General features: G+C 64.1%; 21 protein-coding genes and 3 pseudogenes. 9 read left to right on the forward strand and 15 right to left on the reverse strand.

Features of this window, described 5'->3' with window-relative positions; all coding sequences use genetic code 11:
* Nucleotides 1-74: 74 nt before the first annotated feature.
* From EV691_RS04330 to EV691_RS04340, 3 genes are all read left to right on the forward strand, one after another.
* The gene (locus EV691_RS04330; protein ID WP_089167313.1) at nucleotides 75-785 is read left to right on the forward strand and encodes a murein L,D-transpeptidase catalytic domain family protein; all 711 of its coding nucleotides are present in this window, start codon (nucleotides 75-77) and stop codon (nucleotides 783-785) included.
* Nucleotides 786-922: 137 nt separating this feature from the next.
* Complete coding sequence (locus EV691_RS04335) at nucleotides 923-1,564, forward strand: MBL fold metallo-hydrolase (RefSeq protein WP_131299929.1); 642 nt, start codon at nucleotides 923-925, stop codon at nucleotides 1,562-1,564.
* 181 nt (nucleotides 1,565-1,745) lie between these two features.
* Nucleotides 1,746-2,450 (forward strand): YiaD family glycine zipper/OmpA-like lipoprotein, encoded by a 705-nt coding sequence (locus tag EV691_RS04340; RefSeq protein WP_089167315.1) that lies wholly within the window; start codon nucleotides 1,746-1,748, stop codon nucleotides 2,448-2,450.
* 61 nt (nucleotides 2,451-2,511) lie between these two features.
* On the opposite strand, the gene pta is transcribed toward EV691_RS04340, so the two are convergent.
* The 3 genes and pseudogenes from pta to EV691_RS04355 all read right to left on the reverse strand — a co-directional run.
* Nucleotides 2,512-4,587 (reverse strand): phosphate acetyltransferase, encoded by a 2,076-nt coding sequence (gene pta / locus EV691_RS04345; RefSeq protein ID WP_131299932.1) that lies wholly within the window; start codon nucleotides 4,585-4,587, stop codon nucleotides 2,512-2,514.
* Nucleotides 4,572-5,798 (reverse strand): acetate kinase, encoded by a 1,227-nt coding sequence (locus tag EV691_RS04350; RefSeq protein ID WP_131299935.1) that lies wholly within the window; start codon nucleotides 5,796-5,798, stop codon nucleotides 4,572-4,574. The genes pta and EV691_RS04350 overlap by 16 nt, the downstream gene beginning before the upstream one ends.
* A gap of 341 nt (nucleotides 5,799-6,139) precedes the next feature.
* A pseudogene (locus EV691_RS04355) lies at nucleotides 6,140-6,389 on the reverse strand (DUF3565 domain-containing protein); the annotation flags it as partial.
* Here EV691_RS04355 and EV691_RS04360 point away from each other — a divergent pair.
* Together EV691_RS04360 and EV691_RS04365 are read left to right on the forward strand one after the other, a co-directional pair.
* Nucleotides 6,358-6,843, forward strand: a complete 486-nt coding sequence (locus EV691_RS04360) for an FKBP-type peptidyl-prolyl cis-trans isomerase (RefSeq protein ID WP_039802290.1) — start codon at nucleotides 6,358-6,360, stop codon at nucleotides 6,841-6,843. The pseudogene EV691_RS04355 and the gene EV691_RS04360 overlap by 32 nt on opposite strands.
* Before the next feature lie 80 nt (nucleotides 6,844-6,923).
* Nucleotides 6,924-7,406: a glutathione peroxidase gene (locus EV691_RS04365; RefSeq protein WP_131299938.1), complete on the forward strand. Its 483-nt coding sequence runs from the start codon at nucleotides 6,924-6,926 to the stop codon at nucleotides 7,404-7,406.
* Here EV691_RS04365 and mscL read toward each other — a convergent pair whose 3' ends face one another.
* The 4 genes from mscL to EV691_RS04385 all read right to left on the reverse strand — a co-directional run bounded on the left by mscL (nucleotide 7,407) and on the right by EV691_RS04385 (nucleotide 11,353).
* Nucleotides 7,407-7,817 carry a large-conductance mechanosensitive channel protein MscL gene (mscL, locus tag EV691_RS04370; RefSeq protein WP_039802293.1) on the reverse strand — a complete coding sequence of 137 codons (411 nt, stop codon included), beginning with the start codon at nucleotides 7,815-7,817 and terminating at the stop codon, nucleotides 7,407-7,409.
* 90 nt (nucleotides 7,818-7,907) lie between these two features.
* Nucleotides 7,908-8,879 carry a GTPase gene (yjiA, locus tag EV691_RS04375; protein ID WP_131299943.1) on the reverse strand — a complete coding sequence of 324 codons (972 nt, stop codon included), beginning with the start codon at nucleotides 8,877-8,879 and terminating at the stop codon, nucleotides 7,908-7,910.
* A 156-nt stretch (nucleotides 8,880-9,035) separates the two neighbouring features.
* On the reverse strand, nucleotides 9,036-9,239 hold the full coding sequence (locus EV691_RS04380) for a YbdD/YjiX family protein (RefSeq protein WP_131299946.1): 204 nt from the start codon (nucleotides 9,237-9,239) through the stop codon (nucleotides 9,036-9,038).
* A 56-nt stretch (nucleotides 9,240-9,295) separates the two neighbouring features.
* Nucleotides 9,296-11,353: a carbon starvation CstA family protein gene (locus tag EV691_RS04385; protein ID WP_131299949.1), complete on the reverse strand. Its 2,058-nt coding sequence runs from the start codon at nucleotides 11,351-11,353 to the stop codon at nucleotides 9,296-9,298.
* A 368-nt stretch (nucleotides 11,354-11,721) separates the two neighbouring features.
* On the opposite strand from EV691_RS04385, the gene EV691_RS04390 reads away from it, so the two are divergent.
* The 3 genes from EV691_RS04390 to EV691_RS04400 all read left to right on the forward strand — a co-directional run bounded on the left by EV691_RS04390 (nucleotide 11,722) and on the right by EV691_RS04400 (nucleotide 14,263).
* The gene (locus tag EV691_RS04390; RefSeq protein ID WP_131299952.1) at nucleotides 11,722-13,098 is read left to right on the forward strand and encodes a cache domain-containing protein; all 1,377 of its coding nucleotides are present in this window, start codon (nucleotides 11,722-11,724) and stop codon (nucleotides 13,096-13,098) included.
* A gap of 13 nt (nucleotides 13,099-13,111) precedes the next feature.
* On the forward strand, nucleotides 13,112-13,738 hold the full coding sequence (locus EV691_RS04395; RefSeq protein WP_039802306.1) for a response regulator: 627 nt from the start codon (nucleotides 13,112-13,114) through the stop codon (nucleotides 13,736-13,738).
* Nucleotides 13,739-13,801: 63 nt separating this feature from the next.
* A complete protein-coding gene (locus EV691_RS04400) occupies nucleotides 13,802-14,263 on the forward strand; it encodes a methyltransferase family protein (protein ID WP_131299955.1) in 462 nt (153 codons plus the stop codon).
* A gap of 9 nt (nucleotides 14,264-14,272) precedes the next feature.
* Here EV691_RS04400 and EV691_RS04405 read toward each other — a convergent pair whose 3' ends face one another.
* The 4 genes and pseudogenes from EV691_RS04405 to EV691_RS04420 all read right to left on the reverse strand — a co-directional run.
* Nucleotides 14,273-14,785, reverse strand: a complete 513-nt coding sequence (locus tag EV691_RS04405) for a DUF3015 domain-containing protein (protein ID WP_131299959.1) — start codon at nucleotides 14,783-14,785, stop codon at nucleotides 14,273-14,275.
* A gap of 99 nt (nucleotides 14,786-14,884) precedes the next feature.
* Nucleotides 14,885-16,246, reverse strand: coding sequence for a DNA repair protein RadA (gene radA / locus EV691_RS04410; protein ID WP_131299962.1), 1,362 nt, complete (start codon nucleotides 16,244-16,246; stop codon nucleotides 14,885-14,887).
* A gap of 71 nt (nucleotides 16,247-16,317) precedes the next feature.
* Nucleotides 16,318-16,578: an HP1242/YdcH family protein gene (locus EV691_RS04415; protein ID WP_039802311.1), complete on the reverse strand. Its 261-nt coding sequence runs from the start codon at nucleotides 16,576-16,578 to the stop codon at nucleotides 16,318-16,320.
* A gap of 274 nt (nucleotides 16,579-16,852) precedes the next feature.
* Nucleotides 16,853-16,993, reverse strand: a pseudogene (locus EV691_RS04420) (Hcp family type VI secretion system effector); the annotation flags it as partial.
* Between the two features lie 45 nt (nucleotides 16,994-17,038).
* Between EV691_RS04420 and EV691_RS04425 the strand changes: the two are divergent.
* On the forward strand, nucleotides 17,039-18,634 hold the full coding sequence (locus tag EV691_RS04425; protein WP_131299965.1) for a recombinase family protein: 1,596 nt from the start codon (nucleotides 17,039-17,041) through the stop codon (nucleotides 18,632-18,634).
* Between the two features lie 1,289 nt (nucleotides 18,635-19,923).
* Here EV691_RS04425 and EV691_RS04430 read toward each other — a convergent pair.
* The 4 genes and pseudogenes from EV691_RS04430 to EV691_RS04440 form a co-directional block, all read right to left on the reverse strand.
* A complete protein-coding gene (locus tag EV691_RS04430) occupies nucleotides 19,924-20,466 on the reverse strand; it encodes a recombinase family protein (protein WP_131299968.1) in 543 nt (180 codons plus the stop codon).
* Between the two features lie 1,001 nt (nucleotides 20,467-21,467).
* Complete coding sequence (locus EV691_RS04435; RefSeq protein WP_131299971.1) at nucleotides 21,468-22,535, reverse strand: hypothetical protein; 1,068 nt, start codon at nucleotides 22,533-22,535, stop codon at nucleotides 21,468-21,470.
* Complete coding sequence (locus EV691_RS23265; protein ID WP_165496583.1) at nucleotides 22,501-22,686, reverse strand: hypothetical protein; 186 nt, start codon at nucleotides 22,684-22,686, stop codon at nucleotides 22,501-22,503. Before EV691_RS23265 ends, EV691_RS04435 begins: the two co-directional genes overlap by 35 nt.
* 415 nt (nucleotides 22,687-23,101) lie before the next feature.
* Nucleotides 23,102-23,491 (reverse strand): annotated as a pseudogene (locus EV691_RS04440) (Hcp family type VI secretion system effector); the annotation flags it as partial.
* Nucleotides 23,492-23,688: the final 197 nt, after the last annotated feature.

A 23,688-nucleotide genomic window follows, 5' to 3' on the forward strand; every position in this document is an offset into this window, starting at 1 on the left:
TCAACCCTATTGGCCGGCAAGGCAAAGGGGAGCCCGGATCGTTCGCCACTCAACCAGAAAGAGGCGCGTTTTTCATGTCCAGTCTTTTCCGGCTGCTCATTTTGGCGCTGGCGGGCTTTGCTGTTTCCGTCCACGCGGCACCGGCCCCCCATTCCCTGCTCGACAGTCTGTCCAGGGCTGCCCCGAAACTGAACCGCAAGGTGCTGGACAGCGCGCTGGCGGCCATGCAGTGCGCCATCAACAACGGCTCGGCGCCGGCCCAGCGGCTGGCGGTGATCGACTTCTCCCTGCCGTCGTCCAGGCGCCGCCTGTGGATCTTCGACCTGCAGCGTCGCAGCCTGTTGCTGGAAGACTATGTCGCCCACGGGCAGCAATCCGGGGAGGACTACGCCACGCGCTTCTCCAATATCGAAGGCAGCCATCAGTCGAGCATCGGCCTGTTCCGCACCCAGGAAAGCTACGAGGGTCAGCACGGCTACTCGCTGCGCATGGACGGGCTTGAGCCGGGCATCAACGACCGGGCGCGCGAGCGGGCCATCGTCATCCATGCCGCCCACTACGTGAGCCCGACCTGGATCGCCCGGGAGGGACGCCTCGGACGCAGCCACGGCTGTCCGGCGGTGCGCCCGGAAGTGGCGCGCATGGTAGTCGACAGCCTCAAGGGCGGGCAGTTCATGTTCTCCTACTATCCCGACCAGAAGTGGCTGGCCTCGTCCCTCTACCTGAACTGCCGGCCTGCGCGGGTCGCCGCCATCCTGGCGTCGACGGCGGGGGTGGATGGCTGAGCACGCGCCTGCCCCTCGTGAACCGGGGGGCAGGGGAGTCGTCATTCGCGGCGCGGCAGCCCTGCGCACGCAAAATGCTCAACCTTCCAGCGCAGTGTGCCAAGATGGCGCACCGAAGCTTCCGGAGCCTTTCCCCCATGACCGCGCCCACCGCGATGATCCGCGAAACCTTCCCCGTCGGCCCTCTGCAGTGCAACTGCACCATCATCGGCGATCCTGTCAGCAAGAAGGCCATCGTCGTCGATCCGGGCGGCAACCCGGAGCTGATCTTGGCGCGCCTGCAACGCCACGGGCTGAAGGTGGTGAGCATCGTTCACACCCATGCCCACCTCGACCACTTCCTCGCCGCCGGGCAGCTCAAGGAGCTGACCGGCGCGACCCTGCACCTGCACCAGGGCGACCAGTTCCTCTGGGACAATCTGGAGATGCAGTGCCGCATGTTCGGTGTGCCCTACATCCCGGTGCCGGCGCCCGACCAGTGGCTGAGCGATGACGAGGAGCTGGCCTGCGGCTGCGGCGTCGCGCTGCACACGCCGGGGCATACGCCCGGCTCGATGAGCTTCTGGTTCGCCGAGGCCAAGCTGCTGATCGCCGGCGACACCCTGTTCCACCGCAGCGTCGGCCGCACCGACCTGTGGGGCGGGGATGCGGCCGCGCTCAAGCGCTCGATCAAGGAGCGCCTCTACAGTCTGGATGAGGAGGCCACGGTGGTCACCGGCCACGGTCCGGATACCTGCCTGGGCGACGAGATGCGGGAGAATCCCTTCGTCCGGGCCTGAAGGCGCCGGGCGGGCAGCCTGTCCGCCCGGTGTCGAAGGGGGCACGGAATGCCCCATCGCTAGCGGGCGGATTCCCTCTGCCAATACCCTGCGGATTGTGCAGGGAATTTCTTGTCGTTTTCGTGTTCAAATCGCCCTCCCTTTTTCAAGGGGCTGATGAATCTCTGAGGAGCAGTACTGCATGTTTACTCCGTCTCGCCTGTTGATCGCCGCAACTGCCATGGCGCTGCTGGCCGGTTGTGCTACCAACAACAATCCCTACCAGACTCAGGACCAGACCCAGACCGGGCAGCAGGGTGGCATCGGCCGCACCGCCAAGTACGGTGGTCTCGGTGCGCTGGCCGGCGCCGCCGCCGGTGCGCTGATCGACCATGACAACCGTGGCAAGGGCGCGCTGATCGGCGCTGCGGTGGGCGGTGCCGCCGGTGCCGGCTACGGCTACTACGCGGACAAGCAGGAAGCCCAGCTGCGCCAGCAGATGGCCGGCACCGGCGTCGAAGTCCAGCGCCAGGGCGACGACATCAAGCTGATCATGCCCGGCAACATCACCTTCGCCACCGGTTCGGCGGAAATCGCCAGCAACTTCTACACCCCGCTGAACGACCTGGCGACCTCCTTCAAGCAGTACGACCAGAACAGCATCGAGATCGTCGGCCACACCGACAGCACCGGTTCCTACCAGAACAACCTGAGCCTGTCGCAGCGCCGTGCGCAGAGCGTCGCCAACTACCTGGTCGCCCAGGGCGTCAACGGCGCGCGGGTAAGCACCCGCGGCCTCGGCCCGGACAGCCCGGTGGCCAGCAACGCCACCGAGTCCGGCCGTTCGCAGAACCGCCGCGTGGAGATCAACCTGCGGCCGCTGCCGGGGGCTGCCCAGCAGCCATAAGCCGTAAGCCGAAAGGCCATGCGCAGTGGAGAAGCCCGGCCGATGCCGGGCTTCTTCGTTTTCAGCCGGCGGCGGTCTCGGCCTGGATCGCGGTGAGGGCGATGGTGAAGACGATGTCGTCGACCAGCGCGCCGCGGGAGAGGTCGTTCACCGGCTTGCGCAGGCCCTGCAGCATGGGGCCGACGCTGACGCAGTTGGCGCTGCGCTGCACCGCCTTGTAGGTGGTGTTGCCGGTGTTCAGGTCGGGGAACACGAACACCGTGGCGCGGCCGGCCACCGGGCTGTCCGGGGCCTTCTGGCGGGCCACCTCGGCGATCGCCGCGGCGTCGTACTGCAGCGGGCCGTCGATCACCAGCTCCGGGCGCGCCTGGCGGGCCAGGCGGGTGGCCTCGCGGACCTTCTCCACGTCGACGCCCTCGCCGGAGGCGCCGGTGGAATAGCTGATCATCGCCACCCGCGGCGGGATGCCGAAGGCCTCGGCCGAAGCCGCGCTCTGCAGGGCGATGTCGGCCAGTTCCGCGGCGCTCGGGTCGGGATTCACCGCGCAGTCGCCGTAGACCAGCACCTGGTCGGGCAGCAGCATGAAGAACACCGAGGACACCAGGCGGCAGCCGGGCGCGGTCTTGATCAGCTGCAGCGCCGGGCGGATGGTGTTGGCGGTGGTGTGCACGGCGCCGGAAACCAGACCGTCGACCTCGTCCAGGGCCAGCATCATGGTGCCGAGCACCACGTTGTCCTCCAGCAGGGCGCGCGCCGCCGGGGCGCTCAGGCCCTTGTGCCGGCGCCGCTCGACCATCGGCTCGACATAGCGCTCGCGGATCCGCTCGGGATCGACGATTTCCAGGCCGGCGGGCAGCTCGATGCCCTGCGCCCGGGCCACCGCCTGCACCTCCTCGGGCCGGGCCAGCAGCACGCAGCGGGCGATGCCGCGCTGCTGGCAGATCGCCGCGGCCTGCACGGTGCGCGGCTCGCTGCCTTCCGGCAGGACGATGCGCCGGTTCGCCGCCTTGGCCCGCCTGACCAGCTGGTAGCGGAACGCCGGCGGCGACAGGCGCGGCTCGCGGGGCGTGCCGCAGCGCCGGGCGAACCAGGCGTGGTCGACGTGACTGGCCACGTAGTCGCTGATCCGTTCGGCGCGCTCCTGGTCGTCGAGGGGGATCTCCCGATTCAGCCGCTCCAGTTCGTGCAGGGTTTCCTCGGGGGTGCGCTCCACGGCGAGCACCGGCAGGCCGTCGGCCATGGCCGGGCGGCACAGCTCGAGCACCCGCTCATCGGCGGGCAGTTCGCCGCACAGCAGCAGGCCGGCCAGCGCCATGCCGTTGCGGCTGGCCAGGCCGGCGGCGAGGATCACGTCGTGGCGGTCGCCGGGCACCAGCAGCAGGGTGCCCGGCCTGAAGCGCGGCAGCAGGCTCGGCGCGGCGGCGGCGCACAGCAGGCTGTGCTGCACCCGGCGCTGGCGGTAGTCGCCGGGGTTGAGCAGGCGCGCGCCGAGCAGGTCGGCGATGTCGCTGGTGCGCGGGGTGTTCAGCGTGTCGTGCCAGGGCACGCAGCCGAGCAGGCGCAGGGTCTTGCCGAGCGGTTCGGGCTGGCACAGGCGCTCGGCCAAAGGCCCTGGGCGCACCTTGTTGAGGATCGCCCCGGCGACCGGCGTGTCCTGGCCGGCGCCGAGCAGGCGGGCCTGGATCTCCAGGCGGTCGCGCAGCTCTTCGAGGCTTTCCTCGGCCGGCGTGGAGACCAGGACGACGTCGGCGTTCAGGCTGCGCGCCAGATGCCCGTTGAGGCGTATGGCGTAGCCGACCTGCGGGCTCGGCACCAGGCCCTCGACGATCAGCACGTCGTGGCCGTTCTCCATCTGCTGCAGGCGACCGATGATGTCCTCCAGCAGCTCGTCCAACTGGCCGTCGCCGAGGCGCCGCTCCACCTGGGCCAGCGGCAGAGGCTCTGGCGGGTTCAGGTGATGGGTGCGGGCGATCAGCGCGGTGGAGCGCTCCGGACCGCTATCGCCGGGCTGCGGCTGGGCGACCGGCTTGAAGAAGCCGACTTTCAGGCCGCGCCGTTCCAGGGCGCGGACCAGGCCGAGGCTGGCCGAGGTGAGGCCGACGCCGTAGCCGCTGGGGACGATCAGGAAGGTCTGCATGGGCTGTCCTTGTCTGGGGCGGGGGAGTCGAGCAGCGCCAGGGTGTCCAGGGCGATCTGCTTCTCCTCGTTGGTGGGGATCACCAGCAGGCGCGGGTGGCCGGGGGCGTTGATCGCCCCGCTGACCCCGCCGACGCAGCGGGCGTTGGCGGGGTTGTCGATGGCCAGGCCGAGCAGCCCCAGGTGGGCGACGCTGCTGGCGCGCACCAGCGGCGAGTTCTCGCCGATGCCGCCGGTGAAGATCACCCTGTCCAGGCGCGGCAGGGCGCAGGACAGCGCGGCCAGCGACTTGGCCAGGCGGTAGCAGAACACCTCGATGGCCAGGGTCGCCTGGCAGTGGCCCCGGGCGCGCGCCTGTTCCAGGCTGCGCATGTCGTTGGACAGCCCGGACAGGCCGAGCAGGCCGCTCTCGCTGTTCAGCAGGTGGTCGATCTCCTTGAGGCTCCAGCCCAGCACGCGGGCCAGGTGGCTGTGCAGGTTGGGGTCGACGTCGCCGCTGCGGGTGCCCATCGCCAGGCCTTCCAGCGGGGTCAGGCCCATGCTGGTGTCGCGGCTCTGGCCGTCGACGATGGCGCAGGTCGAGCAGCCGTTGCCCAGGTGGGCGGTCAGCCAGCAGCTGTCGCCGACCTCCAGCCCGGTGAGCTCCGCGGCGCGCTGGCCGACGTAGCGGTGGCTGGTGCCGTGGAAGCCGTAGCGGCGTACGCCGTGCTCGCGGTAGAAGCGCTCCGGGATGGCATAGCGGTAGGCGTGCTCCGGCATGCTCTGGTGGAAGGCGGTGTCGAACACCGCGACCTGCGGCAGGTCGGGGAACAGCGCAAGGGCGGTCTCGATGCCGAGCAGGTTCTGCGGATTGTGCAGCGGCGCCAGCGGCACCGTGGCGCGGATCGCCGCGAGCGCCCGCGCGTCGATCAGGCAGGACTGGGTGAACTGCTCGCCGCCGTGCACCACCCGGTGGCCGATGCCGTGCAGCCGGCCACCGCAGGCCTCCTCGACCAGCGGCAGCAGTGCCTCGAGCGCGGCGCGGTGGTCGGCGCCGGGCAGCTCGCGCCGCTGGCGCAGATTGGCGGCCTGCCACCAGTGCAGCACGGCCTGCGGGCTGTCCAGGCGTTCGGCCTGGCCGGCGAGCAGGGGCGTGGAGTGCGCCTGGCTGATCAGGACGAACTTGAGCGACGAGCTGCCGCAGTTGAGCACGAGTATGTTGCGTGTGGCCATCAGTCCTCCCGGAGTCGTTCCTTCAGGCACCAGCCGCAGGGAAAGGGTTGACCGAGCAGGCGCCGGCGATGTTCCGGGTATAGGGCCTGTTGACGTTTTGGCGTGAGCCGCGTTGCCGCGTCAAATGCCGCCAGGCAAGGCGCGGGTCGCCGGCAATGGTCATTCCCTTGCCAAGACCCGCAACGCCGCATGGCGGCATTTGCCGCGCAACCCGCAGGGACGGGGCCCGTTTGGCGCAGCACGGCGTTGCTCGTCGTTCATTTGGAATGACCAAACTTCACTCCTCGCTCCTTGTTCTGCGCCAAACGGGCCGCCGTCGCGGCCTACGCCAAAACGTCAACAGGCCCTGGCACCCAGGGGCGGTTCTGCCAAGGCGGCTGGTGGCGCAGATGCTGGGTATGCCCGCAGGACAGCAGCGCCACCCAGTGGCCGTCGGCGTCCTGGCGGAAGCCGGTCAGGCGCGGCGGTCCGGCCCGCTCGTCCCCGCCCGGTTCGCTTTCCCGCGAGGCGGCGGTTACACTCGTTGCTTCATTCTTCTTTTGCAAAAGGTTGTTCGCCCATGCTGATTGCCGCCAACAAGGCTGTCTCCATCGACTATACCCTGACCAACGATGCCGGTGAGGTGATCGACAGTTCCGCCGGCGGTGCACCGCTGGTCTACCTGCATGGGGCCGGGAGCATCATCGTCGGCCTGGAGAAGGCGCTGGAAGGCAAGCAGGCCGGAGACGAGCTGAAGGTCGCCATCGAGCCGGAAGAGGCCTACGGCGAGTACAGCCCCGAACTGGTCGCCGTCCTCAACCGCGGCATGTTCGAAGGCGTCGACGAGCTGGCGGTGGGCATGCAGTTTCACGCCTCCGGCCCGGACGGCAGCATGCAGATCGTCACCATCCGTGATCTGGATGGCGATGACGTGACCGTCGACGGCAACCACCCGCTGGCCGGCCAGCGGCTGACCTTCCAGGTCAAGGTGGTCAACGTGCGCGATGCCAATCCGGAAGAGATCGCCCACGGCCACATCCATGGCGAGGGTGGTCACCACCACTGAGGCCGGCTGCCGGTCGACCGAAGACACACCGAAAGGGCGCCGTTTGGCGCCTTTTCTCTGTCAAGCAGGGGAGTCGAGAGATGAGTGCGTTCCATGATCTGTCCTTGCGCGGACTGGACGGGCAGGACCTGCCGCTGGCGCAGTTCCGCGACCGGGTGCTGCTGCTGGTCAACGTCGCCTCCAGGTGTGGCCTGACGCCCCAGTACGCCGGCCTGGAGAAGCTCCACCAGCAGTACCGCGAGCGCGGCTTCAGCGTGCTCGGCCTGCCGTGCAACCAGTTCGCCGGGCAGGAGCCGGGCAGCGAGGCACAGATCCGCGAGTTCTGCGCCCTCAACTACGGTGTGACCTTCCCCCTGGCGGCCAAGCTCGAGGTCAACGGCCCCGGCCGCCATCCCCTGTACCAGCTGCTGGCGGGGGAGGGCGCGGCGTTTCCCGGCGACATCGGCTGGAATTTCGAGAAGTTTCTCGTGGGGCGCGATGGCCGCGTGCTGGCGCGCTTTTCGCCGCGCACCGCGCCGGACGATCCGGCGCTGCTGCAGGCGATCGAGAAGGCCCTCGGCTGATCAGGAGCGCTGCTGCGCCTTGAGCAGGTCGCGGATCTCCTCGAGCAGCTGCTGGTCGCGGGTCGGCGCCGGTGGCAGGCTCGGCGCCTCGGCCTCCTTGCGCTTGAGCTGGTTGACCGCCTTGATGCCGATGAAGATGGCGAAGGCGACGATCAGAAAGTCGATCACCGTCTGGATGAACTTGCCGTAGGCCAGCACCACCGCCGGCGCAGCGCCCTCGGCCTGCTTGAGAGTGATGGCCAGGTCGGAGAAGTCCACCCCGCCGATCAGCAGGCCGAGCGGCGGCATGATCAGGTCCCCGACGAAGGACGAGACGATCTTGCCGAAGGCGGCGCCGATGATGATCCCCACCGCCATGTCCACCACGTTGCCCTTGGCGGCGAAGGCCTTGAACTCGCTGAGCATGCCCATGGAAGCGCTCCTGGTTGAGGTGACGCTTGCAGTCTAGTCCGGGCCTCGGAGAGGCCTGCGGAAGCCCGGGCCGGCGGCGACGGGCGCGGCTCAGCCCAGTACCTCGGCAAACCCCGTGCGGATCTCCTCCTCGGGCAGGTTGTCGCCGATGAACACCAGCACGCTCTCGCGCGCCTCGTCCGCGCCCCATTCCTCCGCCCAGTCGAAGCCGTAGAGGCGTAGCACGCCCTGGAACACCATGCGCCGCGACTCGCCGGCCAGGCTCAGCACGCCCTTGTAGCGCAGCAGCGAATCGCCGTAGCGCGCCAGCAGGCCCTCCATGAACAGACCGAGGCGCTCCAGGTCCAGCGCCTGCTCACTGCGCAGCACCAGGGTGGCGATACGGTCCTTGCTGGCGGCCGGGACGAGCGGGCGCAGGGTCAGGGCCTGGCCGAAGTCGGCGTTGAGGTTGAAGCCGCGCACGTCGAGCAGCTCGCCCAGATCGATGCGTCCATGCTCGACGATGCGCACCGGCGCGCGGCGGTTGATGCGCTGCAGGCGCTGGTTCAGCGCCTCGACCGCTTCGCTCGCTACCAAGTCGGTCTTGCTCAGCAGGATGCGGTCGGCGAAGCCGACCTGGGCCTGGGCGATGGCTTCCTGCAGGTGGCGCTCGGCATTGGCGGCATCCACCAGGGTGATGATGCCGTCGAGCACATAGCGGTCGCACAGCTCGTCGTCGGCGAAGAAGGTCTGCGCCACCGGCGCCGGGTCGGCCAGCCCGGTGCACTCGATGACCAGGCGGTCGAAGGCCAGCTCGCCGGCGTCCAGGCGCTCGAGCAGGAGGAACAGGGCCTTTTCCAGCTCGACATGGATGGAGCAGCAGACGCAGCCGTTGGCCAGGGTCATCAGCTCGACCGGCGCGGCGCCGAGCAGTTGGCCGTCGATCGGCGTCTCGCTGAACTCGTTCTCGATCACCGCGATCTTCAGGCCGTGCTCGGCCTCGAGCAGGTACTGCAGCAGGGTGGTCTTGCCGGCGCCGAGAAAGCCGCTGAGCACGGTGACCGGGATGGGGGTTGGGGACATGAAGCGTTCCTCGAAACGAAACGCGCCACGGCGGAGCGTGGCGCGGGGATGCAATGCCAGGTGCAACGATCTGACAAGGGCGTAGGGGGGGGCAACCCGCCGGACATGGTGCGGAACCACACCGGAGTCGGCGGGTTTAATCCGCCCTACCCCAGGTCAACAGCAGCGTACCGGCCTGCCCTTGCCGCCGCCATAGCGGGCGTCCTGGCGCTCGCGGAAGAAATCCTCGTAGCTCATCACCGGCTGGTCCGGATGCTTGCTCTGCATGTGCTCGACGTAGGTGTCGTAGTCGGGCATGCCGACCAGCATGCGGGCGGCCTGGCCGAGATACTTGCCCATGCGGCTGAGATCGTTGAACACGGAACCTCTCCTCTCTCTAGCTCGGGACCGGGCTCCCGAAGGAGCCCGGGGCTGGGTCAGGCGCCGGGAATCGCCTGGAAGGGCGTTTCCTTGTCGGTGCGCTCCTCGACGATCCAGGCGGCACGGCCGACCTTCAGCGCGTAGAACAGGATGCTGAACACCACCACCAGGAACAGCACGCTGAGACCGGCATTGGTATAGGCGTTCATGATCACGTTCTGCATCTGGCCGAGGTCCTTGGCCGGGGCCAGGACCTGGCCGGCGTCCAGCGCCACGGCGTACTTGTTGGCCAGGGCGAGGAAGCCGACCGCCGGGTTCGGATCGAACAGCTTGATCAGGCTCGCCACCGTGGTGCAGATCAGCAGCCAGGCGGCCGGCAGCAGGGTGACCCAGACGTAGCGCTGGCGCTTCATCTTGATCAGCACCACGCAGCAGAGCATCAGGGCGATGCCGGCGAGCATCTGGTTGGAGATGCCGAACAGCGGCCACAGGGTGTTGATGCCGCCCAGCGGGTCGACCACGCCCTGGTACAGCAGGTAGCCCCAGAGCATCACGCAGCCGGCGGTGGCCAGCATGTTGGCGCCCCAGGAGTCGGTGCGGCGCAGGGCCGGCACGAAGCTGCCGAGCAGGTCCTGGAGCATGAAGCGCCCGGCGCGGGTGCCGGCGTCCACCGCGGTGAGGATGAACAGCGCCTCGAACAGAATGGCGAAGTGATACCAAAACGCCATAGAGCCGGCGCTCGGCAGCACCTGATGGAGGATCTGCGCGATGCCCACGGCCAGGGTCGGCGCACCGCCGGCACGGGCCAGGATGGTGGTTTCGCCGATGTCGCGGGCGACGCCTTCCAGCGCTTCGGGGGTGATGGCGAAGCCCCAGTTGCTGACCGCGGCCGCCACGCTGGCGGCGTCGGCACCGACAATGGCCGGCGGGCTGTTCATGGCGAAGTACACGCCGGGTTCGATCACCGCGGCGGCGACCATGGCCATGATGGCCACCATCGACTCCATCAGCATGCCGCCGTAGCCGATGTAGCGGGCCTGGGTTTCGTTGGCCAGCAGCTTGGGCGTGGTGCCGGAGGCGATCAGCGCGTGGAAGCCCGATACCGCGCCGCAGGCGATGGTGATGAACAGGAAGGGGAACAGCGCGCCCTTCCACACCGGGCCGCTGCCGTCGATGAACTGGGTCACCGCCGGCATCTTCAGGTCGGGGTTGAGGATCACGATGCCGATCGCCAGGGCGACGATGGTGCCGATCTTCAGGAAGGTCGACAGGTAGTCGCGCGGGGCGAGGATCAGCCACACCGGCAGCACCGCGGCGACGAAGCCGTAGCCGATCAGCATCCAGGTGATCTGCACGCCGCTGAAGGTGAACACCTCGCTCCAGTAGGGATCGGTGGAGATCGCGCCGCCCAGCCAGATGGAGGCGAGCAGCAGGACGATGCCGATCAGCGAGATCTCGCCGATGCGTCCGGGGCGGATGTAGCGCATGTAGAGACCCATGAACATGGCGATCGGGATGGTCGCGATCACCGTGAACATGCCCCAGGGGCTGTGGGCCAGGGCCTTGACCACGATCAGCGCCAGCACCGCGAGGATGATCACCATGATCAGGAAGCAGCCGAACAGCGCGATGGTGCCGGGAATCCGGCCCATTTCCTCGCGCACCATGTCGCCCAGCGAACGCGCGTTGCGGCGGGTGGAGATGCACAGGACCAGGAAGTCCTGCACCGCGCCGGCCAACACCACCCCGGCGATCAGCCACAGGGTGCCGGGCAGGTAGCCCATCTGTGCGGCCAGTACCGGGCCGACCAGCGGGCCCGCGCCGGCGATGGCGGCGAAGTGATGGCCGAAGAGCACGTGCTGGTTGGTCGGCACGAAGTCCAGGCCGTCGTTGTTGAGCACCGCCGGGGTGGCGCGGAGCGGATCGAGCTGCATCACCCGGGTGGCGATGAACAGGCTGTAGTAGCGATAGGCGACCAGGTAGATGGCCGTCGCGGCGACCACGATCCACAGGGCGTTGATGGCTTCGCCGCGGCGCAGGGCCACGACGCCCAAGGCGGTGGCGCCCAGCAGCGCCAGGGCGAGCCAGGCGAGATGAGTGACCAATCGGTTCATTGCGTTCTCCTGCCAGCGGCCGGGCGGCCTGCGGCGTCATTGTTGGAATTGTCGCGCTCCGGAGATGGAGCCTTGCTACTATCGCCACATCTCGCACGCGCCGATATTCGCAGTGCTACTCAGGGCTACTACGTAGAACTACGCAGAGGTGGCAAGGGCGGCGGTGTCACGCCCCGTCCCCGGACGGCTCCGGCAGCCCTCTGGCGCGGCGCCTGGCGGGAGGCGGCAGGCAGACGGGCGGCAGCGTCCGGCAGAAACGCTCCTGCCGAAAATCCTAGGACAGAATCGCCAGGCCCGGCGGTCTCGGCCCCCTCCGCCCGGGTGTCCGCGAGCCGGCCAGCGTCCTCCGTTCCCGACGAGAAGCCCCCATGCAGCTCAAACACAAGATCGTCGCCCTCAGCATCCTGCCGCTGCTGCTGGCCGTGGCGCTGATCTGCGCCCTGGTCATCGTCCAGAACCAGCGGCTGGGGGAGGAGCAGGTCCGGCTGATCGAGAACGCCATCCTGTCCAGCAAGCGGGCCGAGTTGAAGAACTACGTGGCCATGGCACTGAGCGTCATCGCCCCGCTGCAGGCCGGCGGGCAGGACGATGCCCTGGCTCGCCGGCAGGCCCTGGAGGCCCTGGCCAGGATCGACTTCGGCCAGGACGGCTACTTCTTCGTCTACGACACCCGGGGCCGCAACCTGATGCATCCCCGCCAGGCCGAGCTGGTCGGCCGCGACCTGTGGAACCTGACCGACCCCCAAGGCCTGCCCGCCGTCCGGGCGCTGATCGAGAGCGCCACCCATGGCGACGGCTTCCAGCGCTATGCCTGGCAGAAGCCCTCGACCGGCCGGGTGACCGACAAGCTGGCCCATGTGGTGATGCTCGAACCCTGGGGCTGGATGCTCGGCACCGGAATCTACCTCGAGGATGTGGAGCAGGCGACCCGCCAGGTCCGCGAGGAGGTGGCCGGCGGGATACGCTCCACCATGGCCGCCATCGCCACTATCGCGCTGGTGGCGGTGCTGCTGGTCTTCGCCGGCGGCCTGGCCCTGAGTGTCCGCGAGCACCGGCTGGCCGACAGCAAGCTGCAGTCGCTCAACCGGCGCATCGTCCATCTGCAGGAGGAGGAGCGCTCGCGGGTCTCGCGGGAACTGCACGACGGCATCAGCCAGCTGCTGGTGTCCATCAAGTTCCAGTTCGAGCTGGCCGGCCACCAGTTGGAGGCGGGGCAGTCCAGCGGCCTCGTCACGCTCGGCACGGCCATCGAGCGGCTGGGCGGCGCCATCGGCGAGATCCGCCGCATCTCCCACGACCTGCGCCCCTCGCTGCTCGACACCCTGGGGCTGCCGGCCGCCATCGGCCAGCTGGCGACCGAGTTCGAGCAGCGCTGCGGCCTGGCGGTCGTCTACCGCAACGGCCTGCCCGACGCCCGGCTGCCCGACGGGGTGGCGGTGGCGCTGTTCCGCATCGTCCAGGAGGCGCTGACCAACATCGAGCGCCACGCCGGGGCCGGCACGGTGCTCGTCGAACTCGAGCCCTGCGTGAACGGCGTGCAGCTGCGGGTGCAGGACGACGGCATCGGCTTCGATCCGCGGACCATCGAACAGCCGCAGGAGGGCATCGGCCTGCGCAACATGCGCGAACGGGTCGAGCATCTCGGCGGCCGCTTCAGCCTATCGTCCAGCTCTGGCCACACCGGGATCTGTGTAATATTACCCGTGCCGGCCGCCTCAGCGGCCGGCACCTCGTTCACCCTATAAGAAGAGCTGCAGCATGAACTCCAGCAACCCGACCCGGATCGTCCTGGTCGACGACCATGCACTGGTACGCGAGGGCATTCGGGCCTTGCTGGCCGTCATGCCGCGGATCGAGGTGGTCGGCGAGGCGGAAAGCGCCGCCGAGGCGCTCGAACTGCTCGGCCGGGTGCCGGCGGACCTGCTGCTGCTCGACATCGGCCTGAAGGACACCAACGGCCTGGAGCTGACCCGCAGCCTGGGCCGCCAGCACCCGGACCTCAAGGTGCTGATCCTCAGCATGTACGACAACATCGAATACGTGCGCACCGCGATCCGCGCCGGGGCCTGCGGCTATGTGCTGAAGGACGCCTCGTCCCGGGAGATCGTCGCCGCCATCGAGGCCATCGCCGCCGGCGGCAGCTTCTACAGTTCGGAAATCGCCCGCAAGCTCGCTGAGCGGACCGCGGAGCCCCACAACCTGACGCCACGGGAGTGCCAGATCCTGCAGATGCTCGCCCAGGGGCTGGACAGCAAGGCCATGGCCCGTGAACTCGACATCAGCGTGCGCACCGTGGAAACCCATCGCCTGAGCATCCGCCGCAAGCTGAACATCGACGGCTCGGCGGCGCTGATCAGGTATGCCCTGAGCGCTTCCCGGCTTTGAGAGGTTTTCACTCCAGCCAGTGCCTGGCACTACAATCCGCCCAATGACTGCCCGGGAGGCCACATGCCCATGCGTCCCCGCCGAATCTTCCTGCCCCCGCCCGTGATCTATCTACTCTTCATCGGCCTGGCCTATGGCCTTGGCGAACTGCTGCCCCTGCCACTGACGGACGATGTCTGGACCCACTGGGCCGGCTGGGGCCTGATCGACAGCGGAATACTGATGATGCTCTGGGCGGCGCTGCAGATGTTCGTCCAGCGGACCACGGTCAACCCCTACGGCACGCCGGCGAAGCTCATCGTCAGCGGCCCGTTCCGCCTGTCACGCAACCCCATCTACCTGGCCGACACCCTGATCTATTGCGGCATCGCCCTGCTGCTGGCCAGTGCCTGGCCCTGGCTGCTGCTGCCGGCGCTGATCCTGTGCATGAGTCGCTGGGTGATCCGCCACGAAGAGGCGCTGCTCTCCCAGTTGTTCGGCGAGCAGTTCGAGGCCTATCGGGCGCGGGTGCGGCGCTGGCTCTGAAGCCGGCGATCATGCCGGCTGGTTGGCATAGCGCGCCAGCCTCGGGTCCTGGCGCATCACTTGGAGCGTGGCGGCCACGACCTCTTCGCCGGTCACATCCTGACGGGTGAAGATCCGCTCGAAATTGTCATGGGTGACTTTGGCGAAATGCGCCCGGTCGGCCTGCTCGACGCCCAGAAGGGTCGCATAGGCATCCAGGGCCTCGCCCTGTCCCTGGGCCATGTCCTCGGCGATGGAGTCGATCATTCCGGCCAGTCCCAGCCAGGACTTGCCGCCGTAGCCGATCCGCTTGGTGGTGTCGCAGCCGTTGGTACCGGAGGTCATGCCGAAGGTGGCGTTGCCGGACGTGGCGTTGGTGGTGCTTGCCAGCAGGTAGGGCGGCAGGCCGCGCTTGCCCTCCCAGACCATGTTGCCCCAGCCACAGCCACCGCCGCCGCCTCCGGTATCGCCGGACTCCTCCGCGGCAGTCGCAGCCACGCTGGTGGCGCATAGCAAGCTCAAGAGCAGACCTTTGATGTTCATTGTTCATCCCTTGAAAGATGCTGACATCCGTAGAGTCTTGGCGTCGAACCTCCTGCTGTCAAAGCCGCTCAGCGAGCGCTGCCCAGCTCCGGGGCTGTTCTATTCGAACAACGCATCCAGCGCCTGCTCCAGGCGCGTCACCGGAATCACCGAGAGCCCCTCGGGCGCCTCCTTGGGCGCGTTGCCGCGGGGCACGATGGCGCGCTTGAAGCCGTGCTTGGCGGCTTCCTTGAGGCGCTCCTGGCCGCTCGGCACCGGGCGGATCTCGCCGGACAGGCCGATCTCGCCGAACACCAGCAGGTCGTGGGGCAACGGCCGGTTGCGCAGGCTGGAGATCACCGCGGCGAGCAGCGCCAGGTCGGAGGCGGTCTCCAGCACCTTGACCCCGCCGACCACGTTGAGGAACACGTCCTGATCGTAGGTGGGAATGCCGCCGTGGCGGTGCAGCACGGCCAGCAGCATGGCCAGGCGGTTCTGGTCCAGGCCCAGGGTGACGCGGCGCGGGTTGCCCATATGACTGGTATCAACCAGCGCCTGCACTTCCACCAGCATCGGCCGGGTGCCCTCCCAGGTGGCCATCACCACGCTGCCGGGCACTTCCTCCTGGGCGCGGGTGAGGAAGATCGCTGAGGGGTTGGTGACCTCCTTGAGGCCCTTGTCGGTCATGCCGAACACCCCCAGCTCGTTGATCGCGCCGAAGCGGTTCTTCACCGCCCGCAGCAGGCGCAGGCGACCATCGGATTCGCCCTCGAAATACAGCACGGTGTCGACCATGTGCTCGAGCACCCGCGGGCCGGCCAGCGCGCCCTCCTTGGTGACGTGGCCGACCAGGAACACCGCCGTACCGCTCTGCTTGGCGAAGCGCACCAGCAGCGCCGCGCTCTCGCGCACCTGGGCGACGCCGCCGGGGGCCGACTGCAGCTGCTCGGTAAAGATCGTCTGGATCGAGTCGATCACCATCACCTTGGGCTTTTCCAGGCGGGCGGTGGCGATGATCGCCTCGATGCAGGTCTCGGTCATCACCTTGAGCTTGTCCTGCGGCAGGTCGAGGCGGCGGGCGCGCATCGCGACCTGCTGCTGGGACTCCTCGCCGGTGACGTAGAGCGCCGGGAAGCGCTCGGCGACGTTGCACAGGGTCTGCAGGAGGATGGTCGACTTGCCGATCCCGGGGTCGCCGCCGATCAGCACCACCGAGCCGTCCACCAGGCCGCCGCCGAGCACCCGGTCGAGCTCCTTGGAGGCGGTGGAGAAGCGCGGCAGCTCCTCGACGCTGACTTCCGCCAGAGTCCTGACGTTGGCCTGCTGGCCGGCCCAGCCGCCGCGGCCGTTCGGCGTCGCCGCGCCCTCCAGCAGGGTTTCCACCAGGGTGTTCCAGGCGCCGCACTCGCCGCACTGGCCGGCCCATTTGGGGAAGGTGGCGCCGCACTCGGTGCAGCCGTACATGCGCTTGGCCTTGGCCATGGGAACTCCGCTCCGGGGAAAGCCCCCATGATAGCGGCCGGGCCGCGGCCTGTATCCCGGCGCGCCGCGAATCAGCCTCCGCGGTTGTTGCCGAGGGCCTTGCGGAGCTGGCGGGCGATGTCGTCCTTCATCACCACCCGCTCCTGCTTCAGCGCGTTCAGCTGCAGATCGTCCATGTTCTCCGTGCCGCCCTCGACGCGGCAGATGCGCTTGTCCAGCACCTCGTAAGACTCGACCAGGCGGGAAAAGCCGGCGTCCGTCTGCCGCAGTCGCTGCAACGCCTCGCTCATTTCCGGAAAGTCCTTGCTCAGGGGATGGGTATCGACGTGCATGAGGCGCTCCTCCTGTGGTCGTGAACGGACCCTTTCACCTTAGCAGCCGGCGCCCGCGCCTGCCGGCGCCCCGGGGCGGGCGGAGCGGCCCGCGCGCCGGATTCTCCCGCGTGGCGCCGAAGGCATCGGGCCGCCAGATCGGTACCGAGCCAGCACTGCGTTTCAGGCAGTTCCCGGCGCAGGACCGGGTCGCAGCCGGTTGCCGGCAGACGTCCGAGCGGTGAGGGGGCTGGGAATCCTCGGCCGGGTGTGCCGGCCGAGGCGGGAGTGGCGGTCAGGCGGAGATCGGCGCGCGCCAGTCGTCGGAGCCGGAGGTGCCGGACACCTCGTGGGTCCAGACGATCTTGCGGTAGGTGAAGTAGACGTCCTCCAGGTGGGTGAAGTGCGCCATGTTCGGGTCCTGGCAGTTCGGCATGCTAAGTAGTACGATGAGTCCATCAACAAGCAACAGAGGCCCACCGTGACAAAGCCATTGGCAATCCCATACCTTCGGTTCAGCAGCGGCAAACAGGCTCAAGGCAACAGCTATGAGCGCCAACACCAAATGATCGCAGCGTGGCTTCAGCTCCACCCTGACTTTCTACTCGCCACGATGCGGTTCGAAGATCTCGGCATAAGCGGATGGAACGGAGAACACCTTGATTACGGATTTGGCAAACTGATCGCTGCGATCAGGGAGGGGTACATACCAGCAGGGAGTGTTGTGTTGGTTGAAGCAATAGATCGTATTGGACGGCTTCAGCCGATTGAAATGATCAGGCATTTGTCCAACATACTATCGAATGGCGTCAATATCATTACGCTTGACGATGGGATTGAATACACAAAGGACAGCGTTAACGGTCAGCACTTGTTCTTATTGGCTGCTAAAGTGCAGCAGGCGAACTTATTCAGCGAGAACTTATCTCGCCGAGCCACTGCATCATGGGACGCGAAACGGAAACAGGCCGACAGGGGCGAACCTGTTAAACGTCGTTTACCCATCTGGATCAACCCAGACAACACACTAAATCAAGATATAGCACCTATAGTTGTAGAGATATTCGAGCTATATGCCAGTGGATTCGGCACAAGACGGATTCAGCACCGTATTAAACAACGCTGCCAAGAGAAAGGGATCAGTATCAAGATAAGCAACGCTGGCATCCAACATTGGGTGTCGATGAAGCTTGCTATCGGGTATTGGAACGACTCCCCGAATGTTCACCCTGCCGTGATATCCGAGGAACTATGGTGGCGTGTGCAGAAGGAGCGAGAGAGAAGAAGCAAAGGGAAGAAGCTATCTGCTCCAACTAAACATCCGCTTGCCGGGCTTGTTGTGTGTGGCGTATGCGGCTGCACATATCGAGTCAAAGCTGAAACAGGCAAAAGCAAAGTGATGCATTGCAGTCGTCGAGATGAACTCGACAACAGGAACTGCTCTAACAAAAAAGCAATCCCTGTCGCTGTACTCGAAACTGTAAGAATGATGACCGGGCTGGAATACATTGAGAAAGCCATTCTCAGCACACAGCCCTCCGTCAATACGACGAGATTGGCAGAGATAGACCAGAAATTATCTGCACTGCACAGCCAACTCAAGAGCCTAGCCGATACGATTGTTAGTGTAGGCGCATTACCGGAGATTGTTGCCAAGGCTAGCGAACTCAAGAATGAAAGAGAGTCTCTGGAGCTTGAGCAAACCATTCTGCTGCAACAAACGGACACTACGGATATACGCTCAATTGTGAAAGCGGAGGCAACTTTGCTACTTGATGACCCTCTCCGATTGAACGCACTGCTCCAGAAAGTCGGATATAAGATATCCGTGTTCCCTGATGCACGGATTACTGTGGACGATCAGTCATTCCGATATGCAGGGTACGAACGAAAGACGGACAGGTTCAAGTTGATTGATTTGATGGTGGAAGTTGGGCAGCTTATCTACATCAACAAGAATGAGAGAGAGAAGGAGGCAAGGCTTAAAGCAGTAGCCAGCACAACAAAAGATCCATCCCCCTTGCTGGTACTTATGAAAAGAAAGAATGCTTACATTAGTAAAGCTGAAAACTTATAGAAGAGAGTGAGCACTCTCCCGACCAGACGGAATCAGATTCGTGGCTTGTCAGTCAGGCGTGCACGCTACTGCCGGCTATAATCATGGGTTCACAGCCTGTTGGTCTGAGGTGGCTATGGATATCGTCGTCCTAACTGTCGGTTTGACGATGACTTTCTTGCTGATCGCTTTGATCGAACACTAAGCCGGTCAGCGTTCCGCTCCTATGCAGTGCTCTGTCTTCATTGATGAATCGTTCCATCAAATCTCAGATTTACCTGTTGCGATAGGGCATGCTGGCGCTGAAAGCAAAAAGCCCTCAATCACCGGTCGGACGAAAGAGGGCTAGTGCGTGTGCATGTACTCCGTACTTGCAACAGCCACGCGGGAGATACGGCTTCCGATCCGAGCCGCCATTACACACCCTGTTGATTACAATCATATGACCCCACTCCCGCCGCCAGACGGAGTCCGATTCGCGGCTTGTCAGTCAGGCGCGCACGCTACTGCCAGCTATAGTCATTGCTCGCAGCCTGTTGGTCTGAGGTGGCTATGGACTATGTCATCCTGTCAGTTGCACTGGCGATGGTCTTCTTTCTGATTGCCTTGATCGAGCACTAAGCCTGTCAGCGTTCCGTTTCTATGCCACCTTTCTGTCTTCTTTGCTGAATCGATTCGGCATTCTGCATGTCTTAGGTGTATACGATTACCCAGATTGCTGCTGTGGAGGTCTATATGGATGTTGAACTGCCCTTCTGGGCGTTGCTCTCGGTGGTTGCCATTGCCGGTGTGATGTGGGAGGCACGGGCTAGGTAGAGTTGTGTCGAACCCACCTTGAACAGATTCCGACCCCCTTCGATCTGTGCTAGCGCTGGAGACATTGGCCCCACTGCAGGAAGAACTGAAGCTGTTGCGTGAGGAGCAGCAGGCGACCCGGACAGAGAATCGGCTACTGCGTGATGAGGTAGAGAGCTGCGGGAAGCGTTGCTGCGGATCGAGCAACAAACCAGCCCGGCGGAAAGGGGAATAACCGCCGAGCTGACCCTCCTTAAGGAGAGAATCCCAGCGTCTTGCCTTGCTGGGGATCACCCTATGCACCCTAATGGGGGCTTTTCGAGCATAGGTGCGACTATCAAGCAAAGCCGAGCGCCACTCATCGACTGGTCAGCTTCGAGGAATAATCCACCCCCCGCCAGCACCAGAACAGATTCAAGGGGCAGGCTGTTGATGCCGATTTCCCGAATATCCGGGAACAACACTTAATGCCGCCCCTACTCCCGCTCGATGCCGGCTAATGATTTCAAATTATCCTACATGGCCAGCTTCACACGTTGCACAGTGCTCACTCCGACCTTGAGATGATCGGCTGTCTTGCGGATCGACATACCGGATTCAAGGGCCTCCCTGATCGCCTGAGTATCTACGCGAGGCTTCCCACCTTTGTACTTGCCCGCCTTCTTGGCCTGTTGCACGCCCTCCCGCTGGCGCTCCAATGCCATCTTCCGTTCGAACTGATACACCGCTCCCAGCATGGACAACATCAGCTCCTGCATGGCGTTGGCTTCGCCCGTGAAGCTCAAGCCCTCCTTGTTGAACCGAACTGCGACACCTTTCGCGTTGAACATCTTCACCAGCGACAAGAGGTCTTCGAGGTTACGGGCCATCCGGCTAATGTCGTGGACTAGCACTGTGTCGCCTTCCCGCACGTACTCGATCAGTGCCTGGAGAGCAGGACGATTCGTATCCTTGCCGCTGCACTTGTCCTCGAACACCTTGTCCAGAGAGACACCATCAAGCTGGCGCTCAGTGTTCTGATCTACCGTGCTAACACGAACATACCCAACCTGTGCCATCTGCCTGCTCCTGTGTTCATCTAAATCTAAGATGTGCACAGAGTATCTGTGTTCATTGGCAAAAACAACGCTGATGAATACGCAATGACAGCCGTTTCGTATTCATTCGGCTGTATTCGACAGGCTATACCCGGTTGGACACAGTCGAGGAGGCCAGACAGAGGAAAAGGATGGTGGGCAGTAGCCGATAAAAGAAGAAGCCGGCGATGCTGCTGGAGGGCAACATGCCGGCTGAGAGTGCTATAGAAGCACAAAGCACAGTGAATGGATTCAGTGTAGCCGGATCAAAGACGATGTCGACGTGGCAGGGTGTCTCTGTGACAGGGGGACTCAGCAGCACAATGCTTCCATTGGATCACTGGGATAGCGGGGGGATCGTCTGGTTAAGCAATTCAGCACAGGAGACCCCGAAACATGCGGCTCCCAGCGTCCCCCATCGTGCAATCAGGCTGAAATACCACACTAATTGAGTAGGGTATTCAGGGCCTTTCGAGCCTGTTTTCGCTCCGTGATCATCTGCCCCACCAAGGCTGTGATGCGCTCCAAGCTGTACGGGACAGGCTGAGGCTGGGGGGTGTTTATCGCTTGCGACAAAGTGTTGTCCCTCTTGGGAAGAACAAATGTTGCAGCTCAACGCAGCGTGCAAGCGCAAAAGCAAGAGCGGGCCAGATTGTCATCTGTATATCTGGCCCAATAACTCAACATGCTTCGCATGTAGGGGGGTGAATACTTGTCACCAACTGCGACACTGGCATTCGCTCTCGCGAAGCGAGGCGAGCCTTACATGCAAAGCATGTGGCTGGGATAACTCCACATGTTTCACATGTAGCCGGGATAACGCTGCATGCATGGCATGCGGGGAGTAAAGTTGTGTGCTCACGCACACGGAGGAAATAGAGTGCAACTGACCAGATCAATCCTTGAAGTCGGGTTACAGAAATTAGGCGGACAAATTCAGTTGCAGATAGCAACTGCGGGGCTTTCAGAGGGGAGGCCATACCTCAGAATGGCAGACTACGATCAAACTCCTCCATCTCCGCAGCACTCCAGACCTTCGGCTTGAAGGCTTCACGCTCTGCATCCCTGATCCGCTCTAACTCCCGCAGGAAGTCATGCACGCAGGCACCATGCAGCACCTCGAACTGAAGTTGTCGCAGCTCTTTGGGGATGTGCGGGTAACCTCCTAGACGGTTGACATAGGCAATCACCTCAGCGGCATAGCCGGCAAAGACTTCCTCCAGCTTCAATAGCTCAGGCCGATACCGGGCGAGTCTACGGAGTTCACGTAGAGCCATATCCTCGGGCTCGATACATGCTGCCCTGCTAGATATATCGAAGCCACTTTCCTTACCGTCCTTGATCTGAGACTGCAATTGACTGAGCTGCTGAGTCGTCATCTCGGCCAGCTTCTCCTGCGGCGGAATGCGTTCATCCGGGCAACTCTGCAACCACATCGTTAGTACCTGGCGCCTAGATGGCTGGAGCTTCGCTTTCACTGCAAGTTGGGCAACCAGCTCTCCGCCAAGGTACTCGACAATCCTGTCGGCAATAGTCTTAATTGGCTCCTCCTCATCAACCCTCCACTTCGGAAGGAGACGAACACGGGGAATACTCATGCCAGCATTACCAAGCAACTTATTCCCGTGATTCTGATTGTGCTCCTTCAGGCCCACAACCAAATTGCCAGCATGTAGCATCCCGATATGAGTCGGATGTGACACGGGAAATATGTGGCAGACTGAATATTTGTTCACACTTCCAAGCAAGTTGCCACGGAGACGCAGAGCATAGACCTCATGCAGTTCAAGTAGCGATTCTAGAGTGTGGCCTTGCAACACCTGGATTGTCCCTGCACGCTTGCATTCTTGAGCAAGGAAGGTAAAGAACGGGGAAGATTCAGCGCGATATAGCCGCTTCTTTTTGATAGAGCGCTGCTGCTGACGCTTGTAAGCTTTACGGCAAGTGTCACAGCAAAACTCTGCGGTTTTGCGCTTGAACTCAAACGGAGTGAGACAATGCTTGCAAAGGCGGGTGTTAGTCGGTGTTACGGATGCTGCTGCTGGATTCATGGGCTACCTCATTATTTTGGGCACTGTTAATCATGTCGTCGTACTCTTTGTTCACTAGGATGTTGACCAAGTGTGTAATCGTTGCGTGGCCATAATGGTCTTTCAGAGCAATCAGCCGCTGGGCTGTCACTTCATTCAGATTCACTCTCATGTTCTGTTTCCTTCTGTTGTAGTTTCATTCTATATAACTTCATGCGGCACTTAGGGCTGCACGTTGTTCTTGTACTTTGTCTTGTCTGCATAGCACTTCTGCAGACGGCACATCGTCGCAAGACTGTTGCCATAGGGCCTCCTTCAAGTTGGATGACAGTAAAAGTGTGGGGACGAACAAAACCCAAGCCGCAGCTTGGGTAGTTCACCACACAGGAATTTGGAATTGGGTTGCTGGCACTGTGGCTGGAGCAACCACACCCGGACGGGGCCAGCAGTACGTCTTCTCTGACCAGATTATGATTCTCTCACGCTGATTGCTAAAAGTCAATAGCATACATGCAATTAGTAGAAAAAATTTATCACAGAATCTGTTGGTATGTGGTAGCGATGCGGAAATATTAGAGATTTATTGGACAATTCAGTATGCGCGATTGCACGTCGACAATCACCGCGTCCTCCAGCTCGATGGTGAAGTAGTGCTCCTGGGTGCCGGTGGCCGAGGTGCGGAACCACTCCAGGCGGCACTTGGCCAGGCGCTCGCCGGAGGTCAGGGCGTTGAAGATCAGCGGCGAGGACTTGTCGAACACCTTGGTGATCATCAGCGGCTTGTGCACCCGCTGGCCGGTGGGCTGGCCGGATTGCGGGTCGCGGGGAATGATCACCTGATGGTTGAAGGCCTGGACCAAGATCTGGTCCTCGTGGCCTTCCTGGAAGATGTTGCCGACCGAATCCTCGGTGAAGGTGCCGGCGGTGATCAGGCCCTGCTTGGTGCCTTCGAGGGAAAGGTACGCGGGTGTTGGCATGGAGGCTCTCCTGGCTGGATAGTGGACCGATGCGGTCCGGAGGCCGGAACTGGACAAGATGCGTGCCGCGTGAATTACTTTTTTTAAATCAATGACATGGTTTGAGGTGGCGGGCATTGTGTGACGGCCGTCGGCAAGCGCTGCGCAGCTTCCTGCGTAGGGGCGGGCGGGAAGTTGCCGCTCGCCGACGGCCGCGG

The sequence above is a fragment of the Azotobacter chroococcum genome (assembly GCF_004339665.1).
GTDB classification, from domain to species: domain Bacteria; phylum Pseudomonadota; class Gammaproteobacteria; order Pseudomonadales; family Pseudomonadaceae; genus Azotobacter; species Azotobacter chroococcum.